The organism is Deltaproteobacteria bacterium, from assembly GCA_030654105.1.
Taxonomy (GTDB): Bacteria; Desulfobacterota; SM23-61; order SM23-61; family SM23-61; genus JAHJQK01.
Genome location: JAURYC010000329.1, coordinates 1 through 26,812, shown reverse-complemented (window position 1 = coordinate 26,812; position 26,812 = coordinate 1). Strand labels below are relative to the sequence as shown.

The following is a 26,812-nucleotide window of genomic DNA, read 5'->3' as shown; positions in this document are numbered from 1 at the left end:
GATGCGCACGTTAACCATCGTTCGGTCATCTGAGACGGTAAACTCGTCACGATGCCATTCCATCTGCTATATCTCCTGTCAAATAACGCCACGACTCACCAGCCGCGCTTCTTATGCGGTCTGGTGCAGTCGACGCTCCTCTTTATTTATGGAAGACTCGGACACTCGGGACCCCGGCTATAAAGTCTAGAATGGGTTCAGCTCCTGCCTTCACTTTCTCTGGGTAAGTGTACCAGAATCGATTGAAGATGATCAAGGCATCATTGGAATGGCGGGTGCGCTCTTTCTTAAAGGAGAGGAAAGCCTCGGCCAGGAGAACCAATTGGCATTGCAATGAACGCATATCCTTTCTGAACGTCTAGTTCTACTTGAACATTCGGTTGATTCTTAGGTTCTTCCACCGGACCCGCTCTAAGAACCCCGATTGTTTGGTCAATCATATCAGTCTCCGGCATGGTCGAGATCTGGATTCGTTTCTTCAAATACAATATCGGGAAACTCCTTAGCAAGGGTATCATGAACAACCGACTTCTCTGTCAAATATCCGTCAAATGTCCGATGGATCGTCAATTCGTATATATAATCGACGCAATCCTGCAGGGTCAGTGTAGCCAACGCTTCGCGCAATTGTGGGGCAACAATTTCAGTAATCTTCTCATACAATCGCTGACCAAGTTCAGTTAGTATTTCTTTGGTCATTTTTATTGGTTGTTTAGTATTTGTAAAAGCATGGCTGAAATACCAATCTTGCCATTCTTGGAATGTCCTCGGCTGGCATTGGCGTATCATCGCCATGACTTCTCCAACTTTTTTAGTCTTGGTGAGGCCCCATCGCCTATTTGCATAATTCAGGACGATTTCTTTGCTGCCAAAATCTTTAGCGAACTTTTTGAAGGTCATGATGCGGTTCCTTCCGAAGATTTATGAATTTCTCCTTGTATTTAAAATCATATTCAGTATCAACTTCAACAAGACCAGACTTTATCATGTGGGTATTAACAAAAGTTTTATTCTCTAAATACAAGTAAACGAGAAGCGTGCTGCTTGAATCATATTTGATGGCGTCATATTTCATGAATACTTTCTGGTTCTTCGTTTTATCTTTTAAGAATTGGACCGCTTCTTGACTTTTCGCCGGGTTTCCTTTTACTCCTATTAATTTGACTTCCAGCCCATTATTTAAAATCACCTTTTCGGGCGATAGGACTTCTTTTACTGTGTAGTAAGTTTCTCTTTTGGAAATGGATGTGTCGATTCTTGAGCCAAATCTCATTTTCTTGGGGTCAATTTTCTTATCAAATTTGATCGGGTCTCTAAATATATATGGCAGTTTATTGATCTCTTCTTTGAAATCAGTTCTTAATTCCTTTTGGGTCAATATCTCAAAACTTGAATCCTGAAACAAGGATCCCTGTTTCAGCCCCAGCTTTTCCCTTATGACGGGCAAAAAATCTTCATTTATTTCGTATCCAATGGAATTCCGATCCAGATTTTTGGCCGCCAACGCTGTCGTTCCGCTTCCCAAGAATGGATCCAGTACGGTATCGCCAATAAAGCTGAACATTTTTATAAGCCGCTTGGGTAATTCCTCGGGGAACATGGCTAAATGTTGATTTTGCCTCTCACCCGGGAAATTCCAGTGGCCCGCAAAATACTGATTCCATTCTTCTTGGGTTAGTCTTGACTGCTCCTTGATCTCGCGGCTCGCTTTGGGGGAATCGCCATACTTTTTCAGAATTAAAATAAACTCGTAATCGAGCTTAATAATTCCATTACGCGGGTAGGGAAACGAACCCATTACCGTTGCTCCACCGGTCGTATTGCAGGTGGTCACTTTCTGCCAGATAATTGCGCCCATATAATCAAATCCTGCATTCTCGCAGAATTTGATGATTTCTGTTCTTATGGGGATAATTTTGTAACGCCCATAGTAAACGGACCTTGCAAACTGGTCCCCGATATTGATGCAGAGCCGACAACCTTTGTGCAAAACTCGATGGCATTCATTCCAGGCCAAGTTCAGATTATTAATGTAATCCTCATAAGAATCGTTAAAACCGATCTGCTTTCCGTTGCCGTAATCTTTTAGTTGCCAATAGGGCGGAGAAGTTATGATTAGGTGTACGGATTCATCAGTGATCTCTTTCATCGCTCTGGAATCGCCAATAATCAATCTGTGATGGGTTTTCATACCGTGACCTCGAATCTTCAAACTCAATTTAAAGAAACAAAACCAATCTGTCAAGGGGTTCTCTTGGGAGTGGGGAGTATGGTGCCCGAAAGGCGAGGGGAGATCGTTTCCCTGGGTATGCGATCGATTATTTCCGGCACCCTGGCGACCTGCATGGCCGGCGCCATTGTTGGCATTATTACCTAAGAGAACGAGCAAAAAAATATTGCAAATAGGGAAGGCTCAGGTTACTTTAAATTTAAAAGATTACAATTTTAAGGAGGGTAAAGTATGGAATTCAAAGGAAGCCGGACGGAAAAAAACTTATTAGCCGCCTTTGCCGGTGAATCCCAGGCTAGGAATCGCTATACCTATTTTGCCAGCGTTGCCAGGAAAGCGGGCTACGAGCAGATTGCGGCCATCTTTCTGGAAACGGCCGATAACGAAAAAGAACACGCCAAGCTCTTTTTTCAGTTGCTCCGGGGAGGAGAAGTGGAAATTCAAGCTGCCTACCCGGCCGGGGTCATCGGAGATACAGCTGCCAATCTCAAAGCCGCAGCCGCCGGGGAAAATTTGGAATGGACTACCCTTTACCAGAATTCCGCCAATGGGGCCAAGGAAGAAGGATTCATGGAAGCCTATCAAACCTTCAGCCAAGTAGCCAAGGTAGAAAAGTTCCACGAGTCCAGGTACCTGGCCCTGCTGAAAAATATCCAGGAAGGGACTGTTTTCAAGAAGACTACACCTGTGAAGTGGCACTGCCGGAACTGCGGTTATGTATTAGAAGGGAAAGAGGCGCCGGATAAATGTCCGGTCTGTGCGCATCCCCGAGCTCACTTCGAGGTCTTGGCGGAAAATTACTAAAAACCGGGTTCAAGGATTCGAGGGTTCAAGGATCCAAGTGATGGCGAATTTTAGAATTTCTATTCCGCAATCTGCCTTCCGAAATTTTTGCCCCTCGACCCCTCGGCCCCTCGAATCCTCGAACCCTATGAAAGAGCTCTTGCTCCTTGGCCTCCATTTTCCGGCGCTCATCCAGTGATCCCTCGTGGTCATAACCCAGAAGGTGGAGGATGCCATGGAGCATCAGAAAAAGAATTTCTTCTTCCGTTTTTCCACCTACGGCTTCAGATTGGCGTTTTGCCGTTTCTGCCGAGATGACCACATCCCCTAAAAGGTGAGGATTGAGCGCAGCTGGGTCACCAGATGCCATGGGGAAAGCGATAACGTTGGTAGGACGGTTGCGTTTAAAATACTGACGATTCAGGCGGGTGATCTCTTCATCATTTACGATGACGATGCTGACTTCGCTTTCGTCACATCCCAAGGCGTTTAAGATCTTCTTCGCCGCTCTTTTTATCCTCTGGGGGTCGATCGCGACCCGATTTTGCCGGTTGCTTATGAAAATCCCCATTATTCCTCTTCTTCCCGTGGCTTTCTTTGGCCGCTGGCAGCGGGTATTCCACCCGATGATGGTGGATGCCGGCCAGAATCGTGTTGAAACTTTTGGCAATCTGATGCAGGTCCTTAAGGGTCAATTCACATTCATCCAACTGACCATCCGTAAAAATATTGTTGATAATCCGCTGCACCAGGCCCTGCAAGCGAGCAGGGGTGGGTTGAAGGAGCGTCCTGGAGGCAGCTTCCACTGCATCGGCCAGTAAGACCAACCCGGCCTCTTTGGTTTGAGGTTTGGGTCCATGATACCGGTAAGCTCTCTCATCTACTTGCGCAATCTCCGGGTCTTCTTGATCTTTGGCCTTCTGGTAGAAAAAAGAGATTAGACTCGTCCCATGGTGCTGTTGAATGATGCTGCAGATCTTCTCCCCCAGCTTGTACTCTCGGGCCAGTTCCTGGCCATCTTTCACGTGAGATATCAGGATCAGGCTACTCATGCTTGGTGCCAATTTGTCATGCTTATTCTCCTGACTCCCCTGGTTCTCCACGAAGTAAAGAGGTTTGCTGATCTTACCAATGTCGTGGTAATAAGCGCTTACCCGCGCCAAAAGAGGGTTGGCATTGACGGACCGGGCAGCCGTCTCTGCCATGGTACTGACGATAACGCTGTGGTGGTAGGTTCCGGGGGCCTCCAGGATCATTCTTTTCAGCAAGGGATGGTTGAGGTTGGCCATCTCCAAAAGTTTGATGTTGGTGGTATACCCGAAAACCCATTCCACGAGTGGCAGAGTCCCCAGGACAACAACCGCTGCCACCTCTCCCCCCAAAAAGCCGAAGAGGAGGTCAAACCCAACCTCGGGGAAAACCCACTTTTGGCCGATCAAGTTCTGACAGAGAATCGCCATAACGTTCACCAGCCCCACTTTGGCCCCCGCTTTTAATAAGATGCTCCGATCCTCACAATAAGCTACGCTGTGGGCACCAACCACGCTGCCGATAAAAAAGTAGACCGAGAAGAAAAAGTTATTGCCCAGCAGCCAGCCAGCGAACGGACTGGCCACCACGGAGAAGACCAAAGCGGTTTCTGAGTTGAGTATGATGCGCACCAGCATGGCTCCGGCGGCAATCCCAATCCCATAAACGTAAGCGGAAGGGGGAATTTCCGGCAAGGCCTGGCCGACGAAGGGAAAGACCACCAGACTGACCTTGGTTACGAATAGAAGGGCCACCAAAAGAAGGGTAAGGAAGAGCAGGTCCTTATCATTGGGGGAGAACTTGCGGATGTTTGCGGCGGCGAATTCAAAGAGGATGGCCAATAGGAGAAACACCAGCAAGCTGATCCCCAAGGCTTGGGCTGGAAGAAGTAAGCCCACGGAGGAAGCTAAAAGCAAAAGAAGGCTAATCCGCCTCCAGGGAAATTGGCGCAGCCCACCCCGCTTACCTCCGGGCTGTGGTGCAATCTTGCGTTTAACCAGGGTTATCAGCTTCGTAAGAGGCCTCTTTTTGCGGTATCCACCGTTATTTATTGCCGCCTTGGTCAATCCGACTCCTCCAGCTGGGCCGACTTTTTATGCTCGTTCTCTTTCAGGAGAGTTTTTCTTCCGGCCTTGAACCTCGTAGGCTCTGATGATTTCTTGAACCAGGGGATGCCGCACAACATCCACTTCCGTGAAATAGCTGAAGTGAATCCCTTCGATCCCGGCCAGGACTTCCCGGGCTTCGATCAAACCAGACACTTTACCCGCCGGTAGATCTGTCTGGGTAATGTCACCCGTGATCACGGCCTTGGAACTGAACCCCAGACGGGTGAGAAACATTTTCATCTGTTCTGACGTCGTGTTCTGAGCTTCATCCAGAATTACGAAAGAATCATTGAGCGTGCGCCCTCGCATAAAAGCCAAAGGTGCTACTTCGATGACCCCTTTCTCCGAAAGCCGCGAAACCGTCTCAAAATCCATCATGTCGTGCAAGGCATCATAAAGAGGGCGCAAATAAGGATTAACCTTCTCTAAGAGGTCGCCGGGAAGGAATCCTAACTTTTCCCCGGCTTCCACGGCTGGTCGAGTGAGGATAATGCGGTGAACTTCTTTTTTGGTCAAGGCAGCCACCCCCATGGCCATGGCCAGGTAGGTTTTCCCCGTTCCCGCCGGACCAATACTGAAAACAATATCATAGCTCCGAATGGCGTCGATGTAGAGTTTTTGCGCCAAACTTTTGGGGGTAATCAGACGACGCTTGGAAGAAATATAAACCGTATCTAAAAATATATCCTTCAGTTTGACCGAATTATCCCCGGAAAGAATGCGGATGGCGGAAAGAATATCGTTCGGGTAGATGGGATGACCCTTCCGTAAAATATCGTAAAGCTCCCCAAGGAGCCTTTCGGCGAGTTGCGCGGAAACCCGATCCCCGAAGATCGCTAAGGTATTCCCCCGGGCATGAATCTCCACCCCAATGCTTTTCTCGATGAGCTTTAAATTACCGTCTTTTTCCCCACAGAGAAGCTGAAGAGTGGATGGATCTTCAAAATGAACCCGGCCGGCGGGGGCTTCTTCCATTTTGGCTTTCAAGCCGATTTATTCTCCGAGATTCCCCCCCAGAAAAACCAAAGCGCTGGCAAAGATGGGGATATTTATTAAATTTGGATGGATCGCCATTCCTAAAAGAAAAATGCCCTCATTAGGATGAGGGCAATCCTATAACTCCATGCTTTTTGATCAAGATCCGTCAGGCTTCATGATCAACATAAACTAATATTATCATAATTTTCAGCGTCAAGCAATAATTTTCCTTGAATCACTCCCACGGGTGATTTAGGATATATTCTAAAGAAACTGCCATTGAGTCATAAATTTAATAGGACGCAGATTTACGCAGATAACCGCAGATAATTATTTTCTTTTTAGTTTATCCTGATAATTTGTGTACATCCGTATCCAAAAGGAATTTCCTATACAATTAAATTATTGAATCATCGAGATATTTTGATTAATTGTGCACGGTGTTCTCAGAGTAATCTGCGGTGAACCGCTGTTAATTACATGAAAACCATCAAAAAGAAAATTTCGGGCGCTTCATCCCCAAAAGAAAAAACCTTTAAAAAACGAAATGTTGCCGACCTGCTGGCCATCATGGCCAAGCTCCGTGGCCCTTCGGGTTGCCCTTGGGATAGGGAACAGACCGAAAACACCCTTAAAAAATACCTGATAGAAGAAGCTTACGAAGTGCTTGAAGCCATCGAAATGAATAATCCCGATGAGCTAAAAGAAGAACTGGGAGACCTCCTTTTGCAGATTATTTTCCTTTCCCGTATAGCCGAAGAAAAAGAACAATTTAACTTTTTAGAGGTGGTCCACATTCTCGGTGAAAAATTGATCCGGCGTCACCCGCATGTCTTCTCCCCAACTGGAAAGATTCCTGGTAAAGGCCAGCCCAAGGATGCCCAATCGGTCGTGGAAATTTGGAAGTATGTAAAAGAAAATGAAGAAAAAAGATCGGAAAAAACTTCGCGAATCGATGTTCTCCCCCTTTCCCTTCCGGCACTTGAACGCGCCCAGAGGATGTCGGCAAAAGTTTCCCGTGCCGGCTTTGACTGGCCGAATGTTGATGGGGTTTGGAAAAAAGTTCTGGAAGAACTGGCTGAGTTGGAAAAGGCGGGGCAAGAAACCTCTTTGGAACGAGTCGAAGAAGAATTGGGGGATCTTTTCTTCACCTTAGTCAATTGGGCTCGTTTTAAGGGAATCTCCGCCGAAGAAGCACTGCGGAAAGCCAACCGCCGCTTTGCCAACCGTTTCCGGCAGGTGGAGTTGGGATTGCAACGCAGAGGACGTACACCGGAAGAAGCAACTCCGGATGAGATGGATCAACTTTGGAATGAAGCCAAAAAAAGAAGGCTTAAGGAGTAGGGCCTCGGGACTTACGCCTTTTACCTTACACCCTATACACCCTATTTATTTTTATGAAATCTGTCCATCGCCTCTTGAGGTCCTTCAGCGACCAGAATTTCTACGGCCTGCGCACCTTTCTCCACCGCTTCTTGGAATTCTTTCCTTTCCTGCTCCAGCAAAGGTTCTAAGACATAATCGGCCGGGTCTAAATTTCGTTCAAGAGGCTTTCCGATTCCTACCTTCACCCTCTGAAAACTGTCGCTTCCTATAGCCTCAGCAATGGATTTGATTCCCTTATGGCCGCCGTGCCCTCCCCTTACCCGAATACGAATTTTCCCCCAAGGCAGGTCCAGGTCATCTTGCAAGACGACTAAATCTTCAGGTTGGATTTGGAAGAACCGGAGAAGCCGGCTGACGGCATCTCCGGAAAGGTTCATATAAGTCAGAGGTTTGGCCAGGATTACCGCTACCTTCCCAATCTTGCCCCGACCGTAAACGGACTTTAAACCCCTCTGAGAAAGCTTGATTCCATGTTGCTTCGCCAAGCGTTCTACAAGATCGAAGCCCATGTTGTGGCGTGTCCAGCGGTAATTCCGCCCAGGGTTTCCCAAGCCCACGATGAGCTTCACCCCACCTCCTCAAAGAAAAGCTACTCCTTGCCTTCCTTAGCCCCCTTGGTTTCTTTGGTTTCTTTGGCTTCTTCGGTTTCTTCCTTCTTTTCTCCGATCCGCTCGGGCTGGGCAACCTCCCGTTCACCCCCCGGAGCAGCCACAATTTCTTCGTATTTGGCTTCGGAAATGGGCGGGGTTACGCTGGCCACCGTGAAATTGGTCTCGGCGACGATCTCAAATTTGCTGGAAGAAAGAATGTCCTGCACGTGCAGAGAATCCCCAATCTGCAATCCGCTTACGTCCACTTCGATGAACTCCGGAATATCCGTGGGCAGGCAGCGAACTCGAACTTCGCGCCGGGGTTGTTCCAGGATACCGCCAGATTTCGTTCCTTCGGCTTTGCCCGTCAGATGGATAGGAACCTCGACCTCAATCTTCTCGTCCATCGCCACAGCATAAAAATCAGCATGGAGATAGTTTCTCATGAGCGAATGGACTTGAAGGTCTTTCAACATGACCACTCTACTGCCAATCTTCTCGCTTCCAGGTCCGATCATTTTCAATCCGATCAGGGTATTTTCTCGCGCTCCGCTGGTCAATATTTTCTTCAGCTCCTCCGGGTTGAGGCTCAAGCAATAAGTCTCCATTGCGCGTCCATAGAGTACCGCCGGGATTTTACCCTCACGCCGGATTCGATGAGCTGCCCCTTTTCCTTTCTCCGTCCTTAAAAAAACCTCCAATTCTCTCTGCTCCATGATACCTCCCTTAAACGAATAAAGAGCTCACTGAATCATTACAGTGAATTCTTTTAATAGCTTCGGCTAAAAGTTTTCCTACGGATAAAACTCTGAACTTGGGATTGGACAAGGCTTCGGGTTTCAGGGGTATGGTGTTGGTAACCGTAACCTCCTCGATGATCGATTCTTGCAACCGTTTCACCGCCGGCCCTGACAAAACCGGATGCGTACAACAGGCTACAACCTTCGCGGCGCCCTTAGACGCCAGGGCGGAAGCCGCTTCTACCAAGGTTCCTGCTGTGTCTACGATATCATCAAGAATAACGGCCTGCAAATCCTTGACTTCTCCAATAATGTTCATAAATTTGGCCACGTTCGGGCCTTCCCGGCGTTTGTCGATGATGGCCAACCCTGCCTTTAATCTTTTGCCAAAGGCCCGGGCCCTTTCCACACCTCCAGCGTCCGGGGAAACAATGACCATATCGCCATGAAAGCCGGTTCGGATGTGATCTAATAACACCGGCGCAGCAAAGAGGTGGTCCACGGGTATATTGAAAAATCCCTGGATTTGCCCGGCATGGAGGTCTACCGTCAGAACACGGTGGGCTCCTGCGGCCGTAATCAGGTCAGCCACCAGTTTGGCCGTGATCGGTGCTCGGGGCGAAACTTTTCTATCCTGGCGGGCATAGCCGTAATAGGGGAGAACGGCGGTTATGCGGTCGGCCGAGGCTCTTTTCAGGGCATCAATCATGATCAGGAGTTCCATTAAGTTGGTATTCCCCGGGGTACAGGTGGATTGAATGACGAATACATCCATGCCCCGTACACTTTCATCAATGTCCACCTGGATCTCGCCGTCACTAAAATTCCGTACATCGGCCTGGCCCAGGTGAGTACCCAAAAAACTACAAATTTCCTGGGCTAATGGAACATTGGAATTCCCCGAAAAGATCCGCATGCGATCCACCCTTTTATCTCCTCTCTTCTTCAAGAACGCTATAAATTCCCTTTTCTGGCTGGGGCGGGAGGATTCGAACCTCCGAATGCGGGTTCCAAAGACCCGTGTCTTACCGCTTGACGACGCCCCAGCGAAATTATATCAGGACACAGATTTTCACAGATAAACCCAGATATTTTTCTTTTGTTTCTATAAATTGATGATCTCGTAAAAAGTCATCAAAAAAATAAATTTCTTTGCTTTGGATTAAATTCCTCGGCAAATGATTGTTTTCCACCCGGTTGGTAAAGTGATGACCTTTTCCGTCTGTTCGGCCTCCTTTTTCGATGAAAAAATTCCATAGGTCACGGGGCCGCTTCCAGTCATCAGAGCCCCTTGGGCCCCTTTGGCCAACAATTCTTCTTTCATCCGCCTGATCTGCGGAAACATCAAAAAAGCCGCTGCTTCCAGGTCATTGCGCATAACCGGCAAGATTTCTGTGATATCCACGTAAGAATCCTTTAGGGGTATAGGTTCTTTTCCTTTATTGGACAAACGCTCATAGGTTGCATAAGCCCAGGCTGTGGATATGGGGAAAGGAGGAATCAGCATAAGGAACCAGATCGGTTCGGGAAAGCCAACCGGGGTCAACCTTTCCCCAATGCCCCCGGCTAGGGCCGGCTTCTGGAAGATAAAAAACGGTACATCCGCCCCGATCTTCATCCCCAGAGCCATCAACCGGTCCCGGGCCCAGCCTGTTTCCAGGAGGTCGTTCAGGCCCATCACTACCGTGGCAGCATCACTGCTTCCTCCGCCCAAGCCGGCGGCCACAGGAATTCTTTTTTTCAACCGAATTTTTAAACCCCTTTGAATTCCCAACTCCTCGAAAAAAACTTGAGCCGCACGGCAGGCCAGATTTTCCATTCCTTCTGGAATTCCCTTTCCGTCGGCAACCAGCTTAATCCCCTGCCCCTCCAGGCTTATTTCCACTTCATCACCAAGATCAACCCGGTGCATCAGAGTTTGAAGCTCATGATATCCATCCGGCCTTTTGCCCAGTATTTCCAGATAGAGGTTAACTTTTGCCGGGGCCAGAAATTTCATTATTCTTTCGGAACGCGGAGAGTGACATATAGATTTCTCTCTCCCCGCTTGATAAAGAAGCGGATGATCTCTCCTTTCTTGATTTTACTTATTGCCGCCTGATAATCGCTGAGTTTGCGGATGGCCTGACCATTGATCTCGTGGATAATATCTCCCCGGTGAATTCCAGCTTCATCGGTCGCGCTTCCAGGCTCCACTTGAGTGACCACCACTCCCCCGGGTTCACCCAGACGGAGCTGTCGAGCAATCTCGGGAGTGATCTCCTGGACACTCATCCCCAGTTCAAGTTTGGTTTTTTCGGCAGCAGGAGGCAAGGCCTCATCCTTGAGTTCCCCCACTTTTAATTTCAACGTTAGGGGCTTCCCTTCCCGCAGGACCATAGCCTCCACTTCCTTACCCACGGGGGTAGAAGCCACGACGCGCGGCAGTTCATTCATCTCGTCAATGTCTTTGCCGTTAAACTTCATAATGATATCTCCCCGGCGGATTCCCCCCGCTTCCGCGGCACTTCCAGGGATGATGTCGGCCACCAACGCCCCTTTGCTCTGCTCCAGACCGAAAGATTTGGCTAAGTCGGGGGTAAGTTTCTGCACATAAACTCCTATGCCCCCGCGAGTGACTTTTCCTTTCTTTTGCAGTTGGGAGATGATTTCTTTGGCCACATTGATCGGAATGGCAAAGCCGATTCCCTGGCCGGTGGCCACGATAGCCGTATTGATCCCTACGACTTCTCCGCTAAGGTTGAACAAGGGACCGCCGCTGTTTCCGGGATTGATCGAAGCGTCGGTCTGGATGAAGTCATCGTAAGGCCCGGAGCCGATTACCCTACCCTTGGCACTAACGATGCCCACGGTCACGGTTTGAGCAAGCCCAAAGGGGTTGCCGATGGCCATAACCCATTCGCCAATCTCCAACTTGTCTGAATCTCCCAATTCTACCACGGGCAAATCTTTCCAAGATTTAATCTTGATCAGAGCCAGGTCGGTCTTTTGATCCCGACCGATGACTTCGGCTGGAAATTCCTTGTCCGTCGAGAGGCGCACTCGAATCTCACTGGCTCCTTCGATTACATGATTGTTGGTGATGATGTGTCCCTCGCGATCGATGATGAAGCCCGAGCCCAATGACCGTTGGACATAGTCTCTTGGGGGAATATCACCGAAAAACCGCTCAAAAAAATCTTCCCCGAAGAAGTCCCGGAATGGGTCTCGTTCCCGGGAGGGCGGGGAAAAATGCCGAAAAACTCTTCCACCCCCTTTGATCACCTTGGTGGTGCTGATGTTCACCACCCCCGGCTTGACTCTTTTGGTGAGCTCCACAAATATATTCGGGGTTAAAGAAGAAGATGGATGGGTTGAGAGACTTACCTTCTTCGCCCCTAAAAATTCTGTGGCCTTTGCTGAAGGCCGGACTTGAAGATTCAAGGCAATCAATATCCCGCCTACCAGGGCGATGATGGCCACGAAGACGAGCATTCCGGCTCCGAACCTCCTTGGGGTTGGCCCGAGCCGTTCATTTCCTATTGCCATGCTACTACCTTTCCTTTCTTCCATGCGCCTATTGCCTTAGGTCTTTTCTTTCGCCTTGCGCCTTACGCCAATGCTTTATTATATATCATTCTTTTACTTCCCGGATATAGCGCCAGCGAAGGTCGGTAAGAATATTTTCCATCAATCCTTCTTCAGCGGGCTTCAAATTCCCTCGGGTTTTTTCTTTGAGCATCCCCAGGATATCGATGGTCTGTTTGGCTAAAGGAAGGTCCTTCTCGCGTTTCTGGGTCACCGGATCGGGAACTTCTCCCAAATGCAAGAGGGCCGATGTGCTCAGAGAAAAGATAAAGGAAGAAAAGTCGATAAGGGGTTGGGATGTTGGGAATTCTTCGGTTTCCCCGCTTCCCCCCTTCGCCGTTTCTCCCTGCTGGGAAGAACCCCTTCGGTCGCGAATGGTGAATCCTTTTTTTTCGTCTCTTTCTTCCATGGTACCCCCGGAAAGCGTAGGCTTTACGCTTTACTTTTTATATCTTACACCTTGTACCTTTCGCCTTTAACCTTACGCCTTATACCTTGCGCCTCAGGCCTTTTTATTCTTCAACCCTTTCCCCCCCATGGTGCGGCGGGTGTAAAGCACCCGTTGAATCACCGTTAGGTTGGTGAAAATGGCTAAAATCCATACAACGATGGGCATAATCGTGGGGATTGCTGCCCCGAAAAAAATCAGCAGGATGCGTTCCGGCCTCTCCATAATTCCCACATTGCACTGCGGAATGATGGTTTCCGCCCGGGCTCTGGTGTAGGGAACCAACGCGGTGCCCATTAAACTCAGCCCCATCAGCACCTGGTATAGGATGATCCCATGCCGCGAATAAAAAATGAGTAAACCGACCAAAAGGCTGAGGTCGGAGTAACGATCAATAACTGAATCTAAGAATGACCCAAAGGAGCTGGCCTCGTTGCAATTCCGAGCCATGGCTCCGTCTAAGATGTCGAAAAAACCCGCCAGAACGATCAGACTGGCTCCCTGAAGCCACTCCCCTTCGGCCAAAGCCCATGAAGCGAACCCGTTCACACCCAGCCCGATGAACGTCAGCGTATTGGGTTTTAAACCCATCCTCTGGATCAAGCGGGATGTACGGTACAGGAAGGGATCGAGCTGGTCCCCGAGCTTTGCCTTGAGCATGGAAGAATATGACCCTACCTCTCGCGAAGGCCGCGGATGAACTCCTCAACCATCTGACGACCCAGTGGGTCTGGTACTTGTTGGGGTGGGTGCTTCATGGCATAAGCCGAGACCGAGGTTAGAGGTCCTCCAATCTTCCGCTCCCTGGCTAATTGGCAACAGCGAATGGCATCGATGGTCACTCCGGCGCTGTTGGGAGAATCCTCCACGGAAAGGCGCAGCTCCACGTTCAAGGGCACTCCTCCGAACCCCCTTCCCTCGATGCGCAGGAAGCAGACCTTATTATCTTTCTGCCAGGGAACATAATCGCTCGGGCCAATGTGGATGTCTTGGGCGTTGAGGGGATAGTCCAAGAGGGATTGTACCGCCTCTGTTTTAGAGATTTTTTTCGAACGTAGCCGACTCTGGTTGAGCATGTTCAGGAAATCGGTGTTGCCGCCCGTATTCAGTTGATAGGTACGGTCAATCTTTACTCCCCGGTCGACGAATAGCTGGGTCAAGGCTCGGTGAAGGATTGTGGCTCCCAGCTGGGCTTTCACGTCATCTCCGACGATGGGGATTTGCCGTTCCGCAAAGCGCTTTCCCCACTCCGGACTGGAAGCAATGAAGACCGGGATACAATTGATCAAGCTCACGCCCGTGTTCAGGCAACAGGTGACGTAAAAGCGAGTCGCTTCCTCCGAGCCCACGGGAAGGTAGTTCAGCAGGATTTCTGCGCCGCTCTCCCGCAGAACTTTTTCCACGTCGCATGGTTTTTCATCGGCCAGTAAAAAGGTTTGGTCATCTGGATATTCCCGCATATGGCTGGAAATGCCATCGAATACGTGGCCCATTTGCACGGTCGTTTTCGAATTGGACACTTGGGAGCTGATTACCCGCGTACAATTTGGCAGGGCGAAGATCGCTTCACAAAGGGGTTTCCCCACCTTCCGCTTGTCCACGTCGAAGGCTGCGACCACCTCCATATCGCCAGGCTGGTAGCCCTCCAAATCATAATGCATGAGTCCCAATTTCTCCGAACCTTCGTGCCTGCGGTAATATTCAATTCCCTGAATCAAAGAGCTGGCGCAATTGCCCACCCCCACGATCGCTAACCTTATCTTTTCCATCAATTCAGCCCCTCTTTTGGGAATCTCACCTGGATTTTTCCCCTCCGTCTTTGATGAATGCCGCCCGGCCAGTGAACCCCCAAGGTCCTTCTCACGCGAGACAGACCTTCTTTTCCTTACGAGGCCCAGGAAACGGTCACTTGGCCATTTGGGGCATCCACAAAGAATGCGGACCCTTCCTTCCAGTGGAGGGTAATGGGAATCTTTACCCGTTCGTCGATCCGCCGTTTCAGAAAACGGGCACCATATTTTAAACTAAACCCTATCTCTACCAGAGACTCAAGCGCTGCTTCTGTAAAGACAAAGGATTTCCCCTGGGAAGCGAGGCTCTGACGAATCCGCCCCAAATACCGCTGGGTAATTTCTCTTACTTCTTCCCGTGTTAGAGGAGAAAAAACTATAATGTCGTCGATCCGGTTGAGAAACTCCGGGGAGAAATGGTTTTCTACTTCCTTCAAAATCGCCTTCTTCACTTCGGTCAGACGCTGAGTATCCACCAAAAACCCCAAGGGCTTCAGGAAACGTTTGAATTCATCCGATCCCAAGTTGGAGGTCATGATGATGACCGTATCGCTAAAATAGACCCTTCTTCCCCGGCCATCGGTCAAAAAACCCTCATCGAATACCTGTAGGAAAAGGCTGAGCACGTGCGGATGAGCTTTTTCCACCTCGTCCAGAAGAACAACGGTGTAAGGATTATCGCGCACTTGGTTGGTCAGGATTCCGCCCCGCTCGGAGCCGACGATCCCTCGAGGCATGCCGATAAGCTTGTCCACGGAGATCGTTCCATCCCGGTACTCCGACATATCCAGGCGGACCATTTTCTTTTCATCCCCGAAAAGAAACTCGGCTAAAGTTTTAGCCAACTCCGTTTTCCCCACCCCCGTTGGGCCGAGAAAAAGAAGCACCCCATCCGATCGTTCAAAATTCTCTTTCAAGGGCCCTTTATTCAAGCGGAGGTTTCGAGCCAAGGCCGATATAGCCTCCTTCTGCCCTACGACCCGGATGGCCAGGGTTTCTTCCATATCCCTGAACTGGTCCGTGGTATCCCGAAAAACCATCTCCCGGGGAATGCGCGTCTCCTGGGAGATAACCTGGATAACATCATTGCCGAAAACAGGTCGGCTGGAATTTTCGATCTCCACCTTCACCGAAGCTGTGTCCAGCCAGTTGATGACCTTATCGGGGAGCCGCAAGTTATGCTGATATCGCGGGGCCATCGAGAGGGCAACTTCAATGGCCTCGTCGCTGATTCGCACCGAATAATTTTTTTCCAAGCGAGGGCGAATGCCCCGCAGAATCTCTCGCGCCTCATTCGAGGTAGGTTCTTGGATGGTGACAACGCGAAAACGCCTGGCCAGAGCTTCATCTTCAGCGATGTGAATTTTATACTCACTGGCCGTAGTGGCCCCGATCATCTGTACTTCTCCCCTGGCCAGAGTGGATTTGAAGATCGTGGCTGCGTCCGTGGGAACCCCCAGGGCGGTCCCGGCTCCAATCAAGGTATGGGCCTCATCCACGAAAAGAATCAAATTTTGCCGGCGTTTGACCTCTTTGATTACATTTTCGATGCGATCTTCGAACATCCCCCGAAACATGGTCCCAGCCACCAGGGTGTTCATCTGCAGGTTGACGATTTGAAAATTGCGCAGCCGCTTCGGTACGCTCTCCGGCTCCTTCTCCAGTTTGCTCGCCAGACCTTCTGCCACCGCCGTCTTGCCCACGCCGGGTTCACCGAGGATCATGACCGAATTGGGGCGATCGCGGTGGCAGAGAATCTCCATAATTTGTTGAATTTCACCCTCTCGGCCGATAATGGGAGGAAGCTTCCCCAAGCGGGCCAGTTTGTTCAGATTCACTCCGAAGTTATTCAGATAGGGGGGGAGGTCATATCTTTTCTTGAATTCTTCGTTTTTTTCCTCCAGCACCTTGTCTTGGACGGATATGATGCGGGTAACGGCTGTAGGTTCAACCCCCATTCCCCGCAAGATGCGCACCGGAATATTGTGGCCCTCCTGGAAAATGGCTTTGAGAAAATCCGTCGTTTCGATTACCTTCCGGCCAGAATTAATCGCCGAATCCCAGGCCAACTTAAAAATGGTTTTGGTTGAAGGGGGAACTTTCATTCCCCCTGCCAAAGGTTGTTTGGAGGTATTCAAATACTCTTGAAGAGAACTGATTACTTTCCGGGGGCTGACATTGAGTTTATCGGCAATGTCGGAAAAAAGGGACGATTCCACTTCCATGATGGCCCAAAAAATATGCTCCACCCCCAGGTAATGGTGCTGGCGCTTCTGGGACTCCTCAATCGCCGAGGCCAGAACCCGGTGGGCCTTATCGGAGAGGTAATCTTTATAGTTGCTCAGGTCTATCATGGATCAAATTTTTTAACCTCTTCCCTTAGGGTTCCAACGCCAATGGCGCTCCTCCCGTGGGTTCTGGGGGTTCAATTGTTTCAGTTCTCCTAAGATCTCTTTGGAATGATCATCTAAATTATGGGGTATGACGATTTTTACTGCGATGACCAGGTCTCCCCGACCCCCCCCACAAAAAGATGGGACTCCCCTCTTAGCCAGGCGCAATTGCTCTCCCTCCTGCACCCCTGAAGGAATCGTCACCCTTGCTGTACCCTCCAGGGTAGGAACTTTAATCTCAGTACCTAAAGCTGCTTCCCAAATGGTTAAAGGAACAATTAAATGCAAATCATCCCCTTTTCTCTGAAAATAGGGATGCTTTGACACTCTAATCGTCGCAATCAGGTCACCATTCAGCCCACCGTTCTTTCCTGCCTGCCCCATTCCTTTCAGAAATATGCGGCAGCCATCGTTCACGCCAGGCGGAACCTGCAGGCGAATTTGATCTTTTTGCATCATCCGCCCTCTCCCACAACAGGTTCGGCAAGGGTGACTGGGAATCTTTCCCTTTCCATGGCAATGTGGGCATTTTCCCGCAAAAGTTGCCGGGGGAAGTCCGATCTGTACTTGGCCAGCTCCGCCACAGCGGCCGCAGATTTTCCGGTGCCCAGCAGGGTCAGCTCCCGTGCCCGAACAGGAGAAACACGGAATCTCTCGCCCGACTTGGGTTTCCGTTATTTTTCCCCCCATCGCTTCTTCAAATGTAATTTCTAAAGCACAATGGACGTCTCTTCCTTTTTGGGGTTGCTGGATAGCGGCTACTTCGGCCGTGCCCAAGTATTTCCCCAGGACATCCTCAAAGCCTTCGAAATGACAATCCTCTTCCTCCTCTTCCTCTACGTCGTAGTCCCAAGCCAAGTCGAGGGAAGAAAGTTCCACTCCCGAACGATCGTATTTTTCCCTCTTTTCCTTGTTCGACAAAATCTCGTAAGCTTCAGAGATTTCTTTGAAACAAGATTCCGCAGTCTTATTGCTAGGATTGGGAATGAACTGATACGTTCGGGTTAATTTTTGGAATGCTTTCTCGATCTCCCCTGGGGTAGCGCCCCGGCGAATTCCTAAAATGTCGTAGTAATCTTTCCGCGAAGCCATCTATAGTATCGAATGATCTGCCAATCTCTTGCCCAATATCCACGCTGTTTTTACCTTATACCATAAGCTGATCTTCTTTTTCAACCCAAAAGATGAGAAAAAAAGGGGGACCCTCTCGATCCCCCCTGTTGAAGAAAATCATTTCTTCTCTTCAAATTCAGCGTCCACAACATCCTCGTCAGGCCGCCCGGCTCGGGCTCCTCCGGGAGCACCCTCGGCCTTTTGTTTGGAGGAAGTTTGCTGGTACATGATTTCGGCCAGATGATGGGAGGCTTTGGTTAATAGCTCCATCTTTTCCCGAATTCTTCCCATATCCCCGCTGGCGATCGCTTCCTTGGCCTCCTTGATCGCACTTTCGATGGCATTCACCTCGCTGACGGGAATCTTTTCCCGATGCTCATTTAGGGTCTTTTCGGTGTTATAGACCAAAGCATCGGCCTGGTTGCGCAGCTCAACTTCCTGCCGGCGACGTTTATCCTCTTCGGAATGGGCCTCTGCTTCCTTAACCATATTCTCCACTTCATCCTTGGCCAAACCGCTGGAGGCCGTGATGGTAATGGCCTGGTGCTTCCCCGTGGCCATGTCTTTGGCCGAAACATTAAGGATTCCATTCGCGTCAATGTCAAAAGTTACTTCCACCTGAGGGACTCCCCTGGGAGCTGAAGGAATGCCCATTAAATGAAATTTCCCCAGGGTTCGGTTGTCTCGGGCCATGTCTCGTTCTCCCTGCAGGACATGAATCTCGACGCTGGTTTGATTGTCTGCGGCCGTGGAGAAAATCTCACTTTTCTTTGTGGGAATCGTCGTATTGCGGTCGATCAGCCGGGTCATGACGCCGCCCAAGGTCTCGATCCCCAGGGAAAGAGGCGTTACATCAAGGAGAAGGACATCTTTTACTTCTCCTCCCAAAACCCCAGCTTGAACCGCCGCACCCAAGGCAACAACCTCATCCGGGTTTACTCCTTTATGCGGTTCCTTGCCGAAGAATTGGCGCACTAACTCCTGAACTTTAGGGATGCGCGTCGACCCACCCACCAAAACCGCTTCATCAATTTGATTGGGTTTCAATCCGGCATCCTCCAAGGCTTGCCGGCAGGGAGGAAGGGTCTTTTCCAAAAGGTCCATGACCAGGGACTCGAATTTGGCCCGCGTGAGCTTGAAGTTCATATGCTTGGGGCCTGAGGCATCCGCCGTGACAAAAGGCAAGGAGATCTCCGTCTCCATGGTGGAAGAGAGTTCGATCTTCGCTTTCTCCGCCGCCTCCCTGAGCCGCTGGAGAGCCATGAGGTCCTTGCTCAGGTCGATCCCTTGATCTTTTTTAAATTCCGCAATCAACCACTCGATAATCCGGTGGTCCAGATTGTCTCCACCCAAATGGGTATCCCCGTTGGTGGACTTCACCTCCACCACGTTATCGCCCACTTCCAGAATGGAGATGTCGAAGGTTCCACCCCCGAAGTCATAGACGGCGATGGTTTCATCTTTCTTTTTATCCAGGCCATAGGCTAAGGCCGCAGCCGTGGGTTCATTGATGATCCGCCGCACGTTCAGGCCGGCGATCGTCCCCGCGTCCTTGGTGGCTTGCCGCTGGCTGTCATTGAAGTAGGCTGGGACCGTGATAACGGCATCCGTAATTTTTTCCCCCAGGTATTCCTCGGCAGATTTTTTTAGTTTTTGCAGCACCATGGCCGAGATCTCCGGGGGCGAATACTCTTTATCCCTGGTCTTTATTCGAACCCCTCCACTATCATCCCTGACCACTTTATAAGGAACCATCTTCATTTCTTCGTTGACTTCCTCATACCGCCGACCCATAAATCGTTTGATAGAATATACCGTATTCTCCGGGTTGGTCACTGCCTGCCTTTTAGCCACTTGACCCACCAGGCGATTTCCGTCTTTGGTAAAGGCCACTACCGACGGTGTTAAACGGCTTCCCTCTTCATTGATGATGACTTTTGGCTCCCCTCCTTCCATTACCGCTACAACGGAAAGGGTCGTTCCCAAATCGATTCCAATAATTTTGGCCATTTTCCATCCTCCAAATATTCTAGCCCCTCATCAGAGCTGAAGATAAAAACCAACTTTACAAATTCCTTTTAAAACTTAATCACTTTCCATAGGCTTGTCAAGTAAACCCGGAAAAAAGAGTTGAGAGTAATTTAGTTCGGAGTTCGGAGATTTTTTACTCCGAACTCAAAACCCCGAACTCCGAACTTTATTCTTTTAGGCCTGAGCCGGTGTTACCCGGCCTCTCCCCTTGGAAATTTTCTTGTGGAAAGTTAATTCCTTACCAGGGGCGGCATCTATTTCGATCACATCTCCTTCAGAAAAATCCCCTTTAAGAACTTTCAGCGCCAGGGGATCCTGGATCAATCGCTGGATGGCCCTCTTTAAGGGCCGGGCACCATAGACCGGGGCAAACCCTTCCTTGGCCAGAACCTCTTTGGCCCGTTCAGTGAGCTGGAGGTCCATTTTTCGTTCGACCAGCCTCTTTTTTAAGTTTCTCAATTGAATCTCCACGATATCTTTTATATTTTCGATAGTTAAAGAATGAAAAATAATGATATCGTCCACCCGGTTAAGGAATTCCGGTTTAAAATGAGCCCTCAAGGCTTCCAACACCCGGCGGCGCATCTCTTCATGTTCGCGGGCCCCAAGGTCCTGGATCCATTGACTCCCAATATTGGAAGTCATAATCAATACCGTATTTTTAAAGTCAACTGTTCTTCCCTTGCCATCCGTAAGGCGGCCGTCGTCCAATATCTGCAGCAAAACATTGAAAACTTCGGCATGGGCCTTCTCCACTTCATCGAAGAGGACAACGGAGTAAGGTTTCCGGCGAACGGCTTCGGTCAGATATCCTCCCTCTTCGTATCCCACGTAACCTGGGGGCGCCCCGATCAATCTGGCGACGGAGTGCTTTTCCATGAATTCAGACATGTCGATGCGCACCATGGCTTGTTCGTCATCAAATAAAAATTCTGCCAGCGCTCTGGCCAATTCCGTCTTTCCTACCCCGGTGGGCCCCAGGAAAATAAAGGAACCTATCGGACGATTGGGGTCCTGAAGGTCGGCACGCGCGCGGCGCACCGCGTTAGCAACCAAACGGATGGCTTCCTCTTGACCTACCACCCGGTTCTGCAAGCGGGATTCCATCTTCAAGAGTTTTTCGACTTCCCCCTCCATCATTTTGGTCACGGGAATGCTCGTCCACTTGGCCACCACTTCGGCAACGTCTTCGGCCTCCACCTCTTCCTTCAGCATCTTCTGTTCCTTTTGCAGTTCAGCCAGCGCCTGGTTCTCTTTTTCCAATTTTTTCTGCAGCTCCCCGATCCGGCCGTAACGAATCTCAGCCACCTTGGCCAGGTTTCCTTCCCGTTCGGCCTGTTGTTCTTCGCGTTTGGTTTCATCGATCTGCTCTTTTAAGGAACGGATTTTCTGAATTGATTCTTTTTCCCGCTGCCAATGCACTTTCATGGCTTCTCCGGAAGCCTTCAGTTCGCCCAATTCCTTTTCGATCTTCTCTAAACGCTCCCGGGAAGGACGATCTTTCTCTTTGAGAAGCGCCTGCCGTTCAATTTCCAGTTGAGTTATTTTCCGTTCCACTTCGTCGACTTCTACGGGCATGCTGTCGATTTCAATCCGCAGCCGGGAGGCTGCTTCGTCGATCAAGTCGATCGCTTTATCCGGTAAAAACCGGTCGGAAATATAACGATGGGATAGCGTGGCCGCAGCGACGATAGCCGAATCCTGGATGCGCACCCCATGGTGGACTTCGTAACGCTCCTTAAGCCCCCGTAAAATGGCAATGGTGCCCTCCACCGTTGGCTCCGTGACCATCACGGGTTGGAAGCGCCTCTCCAGGGCAGCATCTTTTTCCACGTGCTTGCGGTATTCATTGATGGTCGTGGCTCCTACACAACGCAGTTCACCCCGGGCTAAGGCGGGTTTCAGCATATTCGAAGCATCCATCGCTCCTTCAGCCGCTCCGGCTCCTACGAGGGTGTGTAACTCATCGATGAACAGGATGACCTCCCCCTCGGCTTCGGTAATCTCTTTGAGAAGGGCCTTTAACCGGTCTTCGAACTCCCCTCGGTATTTGGTTCCGGCAATGAGAGCTCCCAGGTCCAAGGCTACCAGACGTTTGTTCTTCAGCGTCTCGGGAACGTCGCCGTTGACGATACGCTGGGCTAGGCCTTCCACAATCGCCGTTTTCCCCACACCAGGTTCCCCGATTAAGACCGGGTTATTTTTGGTCCGGCGAGAGAGGACTTGCAGAACGCGGCGAACCTCATCATCACGCCCGATCACCGGGTCTAACTTTCCTTTTCGGGCCAACTCGGTTAAATCTCGAGTATACCGGGTTAATGCCTGGTACTTCTCTTCCGGATTCTGGTCGGTCACCCTTTGGGAGCCCCGGATAGCCGCCAGCACTTTGTAAATTTCATCTTTCTTCACCCCTTGGTTGGTTAAGATTTTGGCCGCCGCCCCGTCCTGTTCTTCGACAATGGCCAGGAGCATGTGCTCCGTGCTTACATAAGTGTCCTTCAAGCGGTCCGACTCCCGAAATGACCCATCCAAGATTTTCTGCAACCTGGGAGAAAGGTACCCCTGCCCCATCCCCGATCCATAAACCTTGGGAATCTTCCCCAGAGCCTCGTCTAACTGCGAGAGGGTGTTCGGAATAGATGCTCCGAGTTTTTGGAACACCTGAGGCACAATCCCTTCGTTCTGCTGGAGTAAGGCTATCAAGAGGTGTTCTGGCTCGATCTGCTGATGTTCACGCTTCTCCGTAACAGCCTGGGCATCCTGCAGGGCTTCTTGAGCTTTTAAAGTAAATTTATCGAATCGCATTTTATGATCCTCTCGGCGCGAAAAAAGTCCTTCTAACCTTTTTAAAAAGGAGAAATTACTTTAAGAAATAGGCCGATCATTGCTAATATTTTTTATAATCTGATTAAAAAAAAGGGGGGCTTTCGCCCCCCTTGCCGGAACGGCGATTAACTTATTTCCACTTTGACCTGCTTCGGTTTGGCCTCCTCGACCTTAGGCAGAGTGATTTCGAGAATCCCATCCTTAAACTTGGCCTTTACCTTTTCTTGATGGATGGTGCCGGGAAGAGTAAAGGCCCGTTGGAACGACCCATAGGAGCGTTCCACCCGGTGATAATTCTCTTCCTTAACCTCTTTCTCAAATTTCTTTTCGCCCTTCAAGGTGAGAGTATTGTCTTTGACTTCGACCGAGATGTCCTGCGCAGTTATCCCTGGAAGTTCAGCTTTAAGGACGATGGCTTCGTTTGTCTCAAAAATGTCCACCGCCGGGATCCAAGCACCCTGGACGATCTCCTCTCCCCGGACAGGGGCCTGGGCGCGGACATCGGAAAAAAGCCGATTCATGCGCTCTTGGAGGGCTGACATTTCTCGAAATGGATCCCAACGAATCAGTGCCATATTCAATTTCTCCCTTCATTGTTGCGGTCAGTCAATAAAAAATTAAGCATTGCCCCGAAGGTTGTCAACCCCCCATACAGTTGCAGATTGCGGAACAATCATTAAAAAACCGCTCCAGGGCAGGAAGGGCAGGCGCGAGTTTCCAAGCAAAAGGCCAAAGGCAAAAAAAACTAAACCCTTAACCCTCAACACTTTTTGCCTTTTGCCTATTGCCTTATGCCGTTTTTACTTTTCGCTGTCTTTAATAGTGAACTGCAGGTCGTCCAGGTCGGGAAATTTCTCTTTCAAAAAAACCTTTAGCTTGCTCAGGACTCTCTTTTCGATCTGGCGGGCTCGCTCCCGGGAAATATGCAATTGATCCCCCGCCGCCTGGAGGGTAAGTGGATCCTCGGCCATCGATCGGTGTTTTAAAAGAAAAGCTTCCTTGTCCTTCAAGGAACGGGAAAATTCCTCGATCCTTTGATCAACCGCCTTTTTAAATTGGTTGTCGGCAACTTTTTCCTCCAGGGTCTCTTCTCCCTCCAGGATATCCAGATACGTGTGGTGAGTATCTGCATCCAAGGGCGCGTTGAGCGAAAGGTCTCCCCCTTCAAGGCGCTGCTCCATCTCGCTTACTTCTTCTTTGGTTACATCTAAGTGACTGGCCAGGAGCTTCGGGCCAGGGTCGAATCCCATAGCTTCCAGGCGGTTTTTTTCCTTTTGCAAGCGAAAAAAAAGCTTCCGTTGAGCCTGGGTGGTCCCTACTTTCACCAGACTCCAGTTATCGATGATGAACTTTAAAATATAGGCCCGAATCCACCAGGGAGCATAGGATGAGAGTTTAACTTCTCGGTAGGGATCAAACTTTTTCACCGCCTGCATTAATCCCAGGTTTCCCTCCTGGATCAGGTCCAGTAAATTGGTATAGGCCCGCTGATACTCAAAAGCGATTTTCACCACCAGCCTCAAGTTGGAAACCACGAGGCGGTAAGCCGCATAACGGTCCTTTTCTTCCCACCAACGCTTGGCCAACGTTAACTCTTCTTCCCGCAAAAGCAGCGGAAACTTACGGACCTCCATGAGGTACTTCTTGAGGGGGTCAAAGACCTCAAGGGCTTCATGATCTTCAGCGGGATTCCGTTCTTCCTCCAGGGAAGGCATTTCTTCGAAGGGGACGGGAATTTCGCCTATCTTTTCCCTTTGGTTCATTGGACCACCGCCGCCAAGTAACCCATATCACCGGTGCGCATATCCCGCACCAGGAGCAGGATTTCTTCATCCCGTTGAACTTGCTCCAGAATGCGATTGTAATCATTGATTCCGCGCACCGCCTGATTGTTAACTTGGAGAATGATGTCTCCTACTTCCAGTCCCGCCCGGCCTGCGGGCCCATTGGGGTCCACTTTGGTGAGGATAACTCCCTCGCGTGAATCCAGGCGCCTGCGGCGAGCTTCCAGGATGGAGATTTCTTTCACTTCCACCCCCAGTTTATTCCTGAGTTCAACGGCGGCCATACGGGGTGCAGGTTTGTAGGCAGACACCACGGCTTGAATGATAATCCGTTCTCCTTGGCGTAAAAGCCCGACCTCCACTTTTTTCCCTGCCCGCGTGGCAGCAACGCGATTCCGGAAATCATTGGCATTCTCCAGGGCGGCCCCATCATAACTAACAACCACATCTCCCTTCATGATCCCAGCCTTTTCCGCCGGCCCTCCTTTGAACACTTCCGCGATCCAGGCTCCTTTGAGGACTTTCAAATTCAGGCTTTTCGCCAGGGGGGCTGTAATATCCTGGACGCTCACTCCCAGCCATCCCCGCATTACTTTTCCGGTTTTGATCAAATCATCGGCGATGGCCTTGGCCATGTTGCTCGGAATCGCAAACCCAATTCCTTCGAACCCTCCCGATTCGGAGACAATAGCCGCGTTGACCCCGATGACCTCCCCAGCCAAGTTTAGCAGCGGCCCACCGCTGTTCCCGGGGTTGATGGCGGCATCGGTTTGAATATAGTCCTGGTAGCTTGATGGATCGAGGATTCCCGTGCGGTGCTTGGCGCTGATAATTCCTGCCGTCACGGTTTGCTCCAATCCTCGGGGGTTACCAATGGCCACTACCCACTCTCCAACCCGCAGTTGGTCCGAATTGCCGAAAGTTAGGTAGGGGATGTTTTGAGGAGCCTTAATCTTAATCACAGCCAAGTCGGTCTTGGGATCGACTCCAACTACCTTGGCCTCAAATTCTTCACCGGAAGCCATTTTTACGGTGATTTTTGTCGCTCCGCTGACGACGTGGTTGTTCGTTACAATATGACCATCACCGTCAATGGTCATACCGGTCCCGATCCCGCGCATCTCCCTTTTATAACTGCGGGGTCCCTGAGGCACCCCAAAAAAATAGCGGAAGAAAGGATCACTTTCGAAGGGGAAAACGGCGGTTGGCACGTCCACCCGCTGCGTAACTTCGATGTGAACGACTGCTGGCATCGTTTTCTGGGCCACATCGGCGATTGCCGTAGTCAGATTGATCGGCCCTGATTTTTGGGCCCAAGCTCTTCCGGCATGGGAACTGGATACCCCGATAAAAAGGATAAAAATTCCTAAAAAGAAAAGAAATCCCCAAACTTTTTTAATTGGTAAACTTGCCATTTCGCGCCCTATATTTTTCCGATTCATTCGCTACTTTAAATTTTGATTTTTGTAGTTTTCAATTTGAATTTCTGTAATATATATGTTAGCCCCTTCTTGACCCATTGTCAATTTAAGCCAAACCTTGAATAAATTTAGGAAAGTTTGGTGAAATGGGAGCTTTAGATTTGCTGCTAATTCCCGCGTTGGGTTAGGTGATACCGATATCCCAAGCCACCACCCGCGTAATTCTTGGCATACCGAGAACTTATCTTTTCTTTTTTCCATATTTATTCAAGAATTAAGTATGATGATCTCGTAAAAAGTCAGAAAAGCCGTCACTCCTGCGAAAGCAGTCCGCCTCAGGCGGACAGAACTGCTTGAATTAACTGGATTCCCGCTTTCGCGGGAATGACGAAAATGGGGCAAAAAGGACTTTTTACGAAGCCATCAAAAATAGAAGGTTGAACAAAAAGGGCCTTAAAATGTAATTTGTTGTTTCTGCGCTTATCTGCGCCAATCTGCGTCCCAATTGACAGGAGTTGAAACTATGATCGAGATTCGCATCCATGGCCGGGGAGGGCAGGGAGCCGTGATTGCGTCGAAATTGTTAGTCACAGC

The 26,812-nt window shown here is 49.9% G+C and carries 23 protein-coding genes, 1 tRNA gene and 1 pseudogene; 4 read left to right on the top strand and 21 right to left on the bottom strand.

From position 1 onward, the window contains the following. On the top strand, positions 1 to 190 hold a 190-nt coding region (locus tag Q7V48_14590), incomplete at its 5' end, for a hypothetical protein (protein MDO9211954.1). 251 nt (positions 191 to 441) lie between these two features. Here the strand turns inward: Q7V48_14590 and Q7V48_14585 are convergent. Continuing rightward, positions 442 to 900: an MjaI family restriction endonuclease gene (locus tag Q7V48_14585; GenBank protein MDO9211953.1), complete on the bottom strand. Its 459-nt coding sequence runs from the start codon at positions 898 to 900 to the stop codon at positions 442 to 444. Beyond that, entirely contained in the window at positions 878 to 2,191 is a 1,314-nt protein-coding gene (locus Q7V48_14580; protein ID MDO9211952.1) for a DNA methyltransferase, read from the bottom strand. The genes Q7V48_14585 and Q7V48_14580 overlap by 23 nt, the downstream gene beginning before the upstream one ends. Positions 2,192 to 2,245: 54 nt before the next feature. Between Q7V48_14580 and Q7V48_14575 the strand changes: the two are divergent. Both Q7V48_14575 and Q7V48_14570 read left to right on the top strand, forming a co-directional pair. Then, a pseudogene (locus Q7V48_14575) lies at positions 2,246 to 2,377 on the top strand (nucleoside:proton symporter). Between the two features lie 84 nt (positions 2,378 to 2,461). Next, positions 2,462 to 3,034 (top strand): rubrerythrin family protein, encoded by a 573-nt coding sequence (locus Q7V48_14570; GenBank protein MDO9211951.1) that lies wholly within the window; start codon positions 2,462 to 2,464, stop codon positions 3,032 to 3,034. A gap of 25 nt (positions 3,035 to 3,059) precedes the next feature. Here Q7V48_14570 and ybeY read toward each other — a convergent pair whose 3' ends face one another. The 3 genes from ybeY to Q7V48_14555 are packed head-to-tail and all read right to left on the bottom strand — an operon-like array spanning position 3,060 to position 6,126. Further along, the gene (gene ybeY / locus Q7V48_14565) at positions 3,060 to 3,584 is read right to left on the bottom strand and encodes an rRNA maturation RNase YbeY (protein MDO9211950.1); all 525 of its coding nucleotides are present in this window, start codon (positions 3,582 to 3,584) and stop codon (positions 3,060 to 3,062) included. Further along, positions 3,487 to 5,109 carry an HDIG domain-containing protein gene (locus Q7V48_14560; protein ID MDO9211949.1) on the bottom strand — a complete coding sequence of 541 codons (1,623 nt, stop codon included), beginning with the start codon at positions 5,107 to 5,109 and terminating at the stop codon, positions 3,487 to 3,489. Before Q7V48_14560 ends, ybeY begins: the two co-directional genes overlap by 98 nt. 27 nt (positions 5,110 to 5,136) lie before the next feature. Further along, complete coding sequence (locus tag Q7V48_14555; protein MDO9211948.1) at positions 5,137 to 6,126, bottom strand: PhoH family protein; 990 nt, start codon at positions 6,124 to 6,126, stop codon at positions 5,137 to 5,139. 483 nt (positions 6,127 to 6,609) lie between these two features. Between Q7V48_14555 and mazG the strand changes: the two genes are divergently transcribed. Next, positions 6,610 to 7,473, top strand: a complete 864-nt coding sequence (gene mazG, locus Q7V48_14550; GenBank protein MDO9211947.1) for a nucleoside triphosphate pyrophosphohydrolase — start codon at positions 6,610 to 6,612, stop codon at positions 7,471 to 7,473. 41 nt (positions 7,474 to 7,514) lie between these two features. Here mazG and pth read toward each other — a convergent pair whose 3' ends face one another. The 16 genes from pth to Q7V48_14470 form a co-directional block, all read right to left on the bottom strand. After that, positions 7,515 to 8,084 carry an aminoacyl-tRNA hydrolase gene (gene pth / locus Q7V48_14545; GenBank protein ID MDO9211946.1) on the bottom strand — a complete coding sequence of 190 codons (570 nt, stop codon included), beginning with the start codon at positions 8,082 to 8,084 and terminating at the stop codon, positions 7,515 to 7,517. A gap of 20 nt (positions 8,085 to 8,104) precedes the next feature. Then, positions 8,105 to 8,821 carry a 50S ribosomal protein L25 gene (locus Q7V48_14540; protein ID MDO9211945.1) on the bottom strand — a complete coding sequence of 239 codons (717 nt, stop codon included), beginning with the start codon at positions 8,819 to 8,821 and terminating at the stop codon, positions 8,105 to 8,107. A 10-nt stretch (positions 8,822 to 8,831) separates the two neighbouring features. After that, the gene (locus tag Q7V48_14535) at positions 8,832 to 9,761 is read right to left on the bottom strand and encodes a ribose-phosphate pyrophosphokinase (GenBank protein MDO9211944.1); all 930 of its coding nucleotides are present in this window, start codon (positions 9,759 to 9,761) and stop codon (positions 8,832 to 8,834) included. Positions 9,762 to 9,816: 55 nt separating this feature from the next. Then, positions 9,817 to 9,891, bottom strand: a tRNA-Gln gene (locus tag Q7V48_14530). Between the two features lie 116 nt (positions 9,892 to 10,007). Further along, complete coding sequence (gene ispE, locus Q7V48_14525) at positions 10,008 to 10,844, bottom strand: 4-(cytidine 5'-diphospho)-2-C-methyl-D-erythritol kinase (protein MDO9211943.1); 837 nt, start codon at positions 10,842 to 10,844, stop codon at positions 10,008 to 10,010. Next, a complete protein-coding gene (locus Q7V48_14520; protein ID MDO9211942.1) occupies positions 10,844 to 12,319 on the bottom strand; it encodes a DegQ family serine endoprotease in 1,476 nt (491 codons plus the stop codon). Before Q7V48_14520 ends, ispE begins: the two co-directional genes overlap by 1 nt. 139 nt (positions 12,320 to 12,458) lie before the next feature. After that, a complete protein-coding gene (locus Q7V48_14515) occupies positions 12,459 to 12,821 on the bottom strand; it encodes a DUF1844 domain-containing protein (GenBank protein MDO9211941.1) in 363 nt (120 codons plus the stop codon). 93 nt (positions 12,822 to 12,914) lie between these two features. After that, a complete protein-coding gene (locus Q7V48_14510; GenBank protein MDO9211940.1) occupies positions 12,915 to 13,520 on the bottom strand; it encodes a CDP-alcohol phosphatidyltransferase family protein in 606 nt (201 codons plus the stop codon). A 14-nt stretch (positions 13,521 to 13,534) separates the two neighbouring features. Next, positions 13,535 to 14,629 (bottom strand): inositol-3-phosphate synthase, encoded by a 1,095-nt coding sequence (locus tag Q7V48_14505; GenBank protein MDO9211939.1) that lies wholly within the window; start codon positions 14,627 to 14,629, stop codon positions 13,535 to 13,537. A gap of 116 nt (positions 14,630 to 14,745) precedes the next feature. Beyond that, positions 14,746 to 17,004, bottom strand: a complete 2,259-nt coding sequence (locus Q7V48_14500) for an ATP-dependent Clp protease ATP-binding subunit (protein MDO9211938.1) — start codon at positions 17,002 to 17,004, stop codon at positions 14,746 to 14,748. Positions 17,005 to 17,016: 12 nt separating this feature from the next. Further along, on the bottom strand, positions 17,017 to 18,135 hold the full coding sequence (locus Q7V48_14495; protein ID MDO9211937.1) for a DnaJ C-terminal domain-containing protein: 1,119 nt from the start codon (positions 18,133 to 18,135) through the stop codon (positions 17,017 to 17,019). A gap of 138 nt (positions 18,136 to 18,273) precedes the next feature. Continuing rightward, positions 18,274 to 20,166: a molecular chaperone DnaK gene (gene dnaK / locus Q7V48_14490; protein ID MDO9211936.1), complete on the bottom strand. Its 1,893-nt coding sequence runs from the start codon at positions 20,164 to 20,166 to the stop codon at positions 18,274 to 18,276. A 195-nt stretch (positions 20,167 to 20,361) separates the two neighbouring features. After that, complete coding sequence (gene clpB / locus Q7V48_14485; GenBank protein ID MDO9211935.1) at positions 20,362 to 22,992, bottom strand: ATP-dependent chaperone ClpB; 2,631 nt, start codon at positions 22,990 to 22,992, stop codon at positions 20,362 to 20,364. A gap of 146 nt (positions 22,993 to 23,138) precedes the next feature. Further along, complete coding sequence (locus Q7V48_14480; protein MDO9211934.1) at positions 23,139 to 23,588, bottom strand: Hsp20/alpha crystallin family protein; 450 nt, start codon at positions 23,586 to 23,588, stop codon at positions 23,139 to 23,141. Positions 23,589 to 23,813: 225 nt separating this feature from the next. Next, positions 23,814 to 24,776 (bottom strand): RNA polymerase factor sigma-32, encoded by a 963-nt coding sequence (locus Q7V48_14475; protein MDO9211933.1) that lies wholly within the window; start codon positions 24,774 to 24,776, stop codon positions 23,814 to 23,816. Beyond that, complete coding sequence (locus Q7V48_14470; GenBank protein MDO9211932.1) at positions 24,773 to 26,212, bottom strand: DegQ family serine endoprotease; 1,440 nt, start codon at positions 26,210 to 26,212, stop codon at positions 24,773 to 24,775. Before Q7V48_14470 ends, Q7V48_14475 begins: the two co-directional genes overlap by 4 nt. Between the last annotated feature and the right edge of the window lie 600 nt (positions 26,213 to 26,812).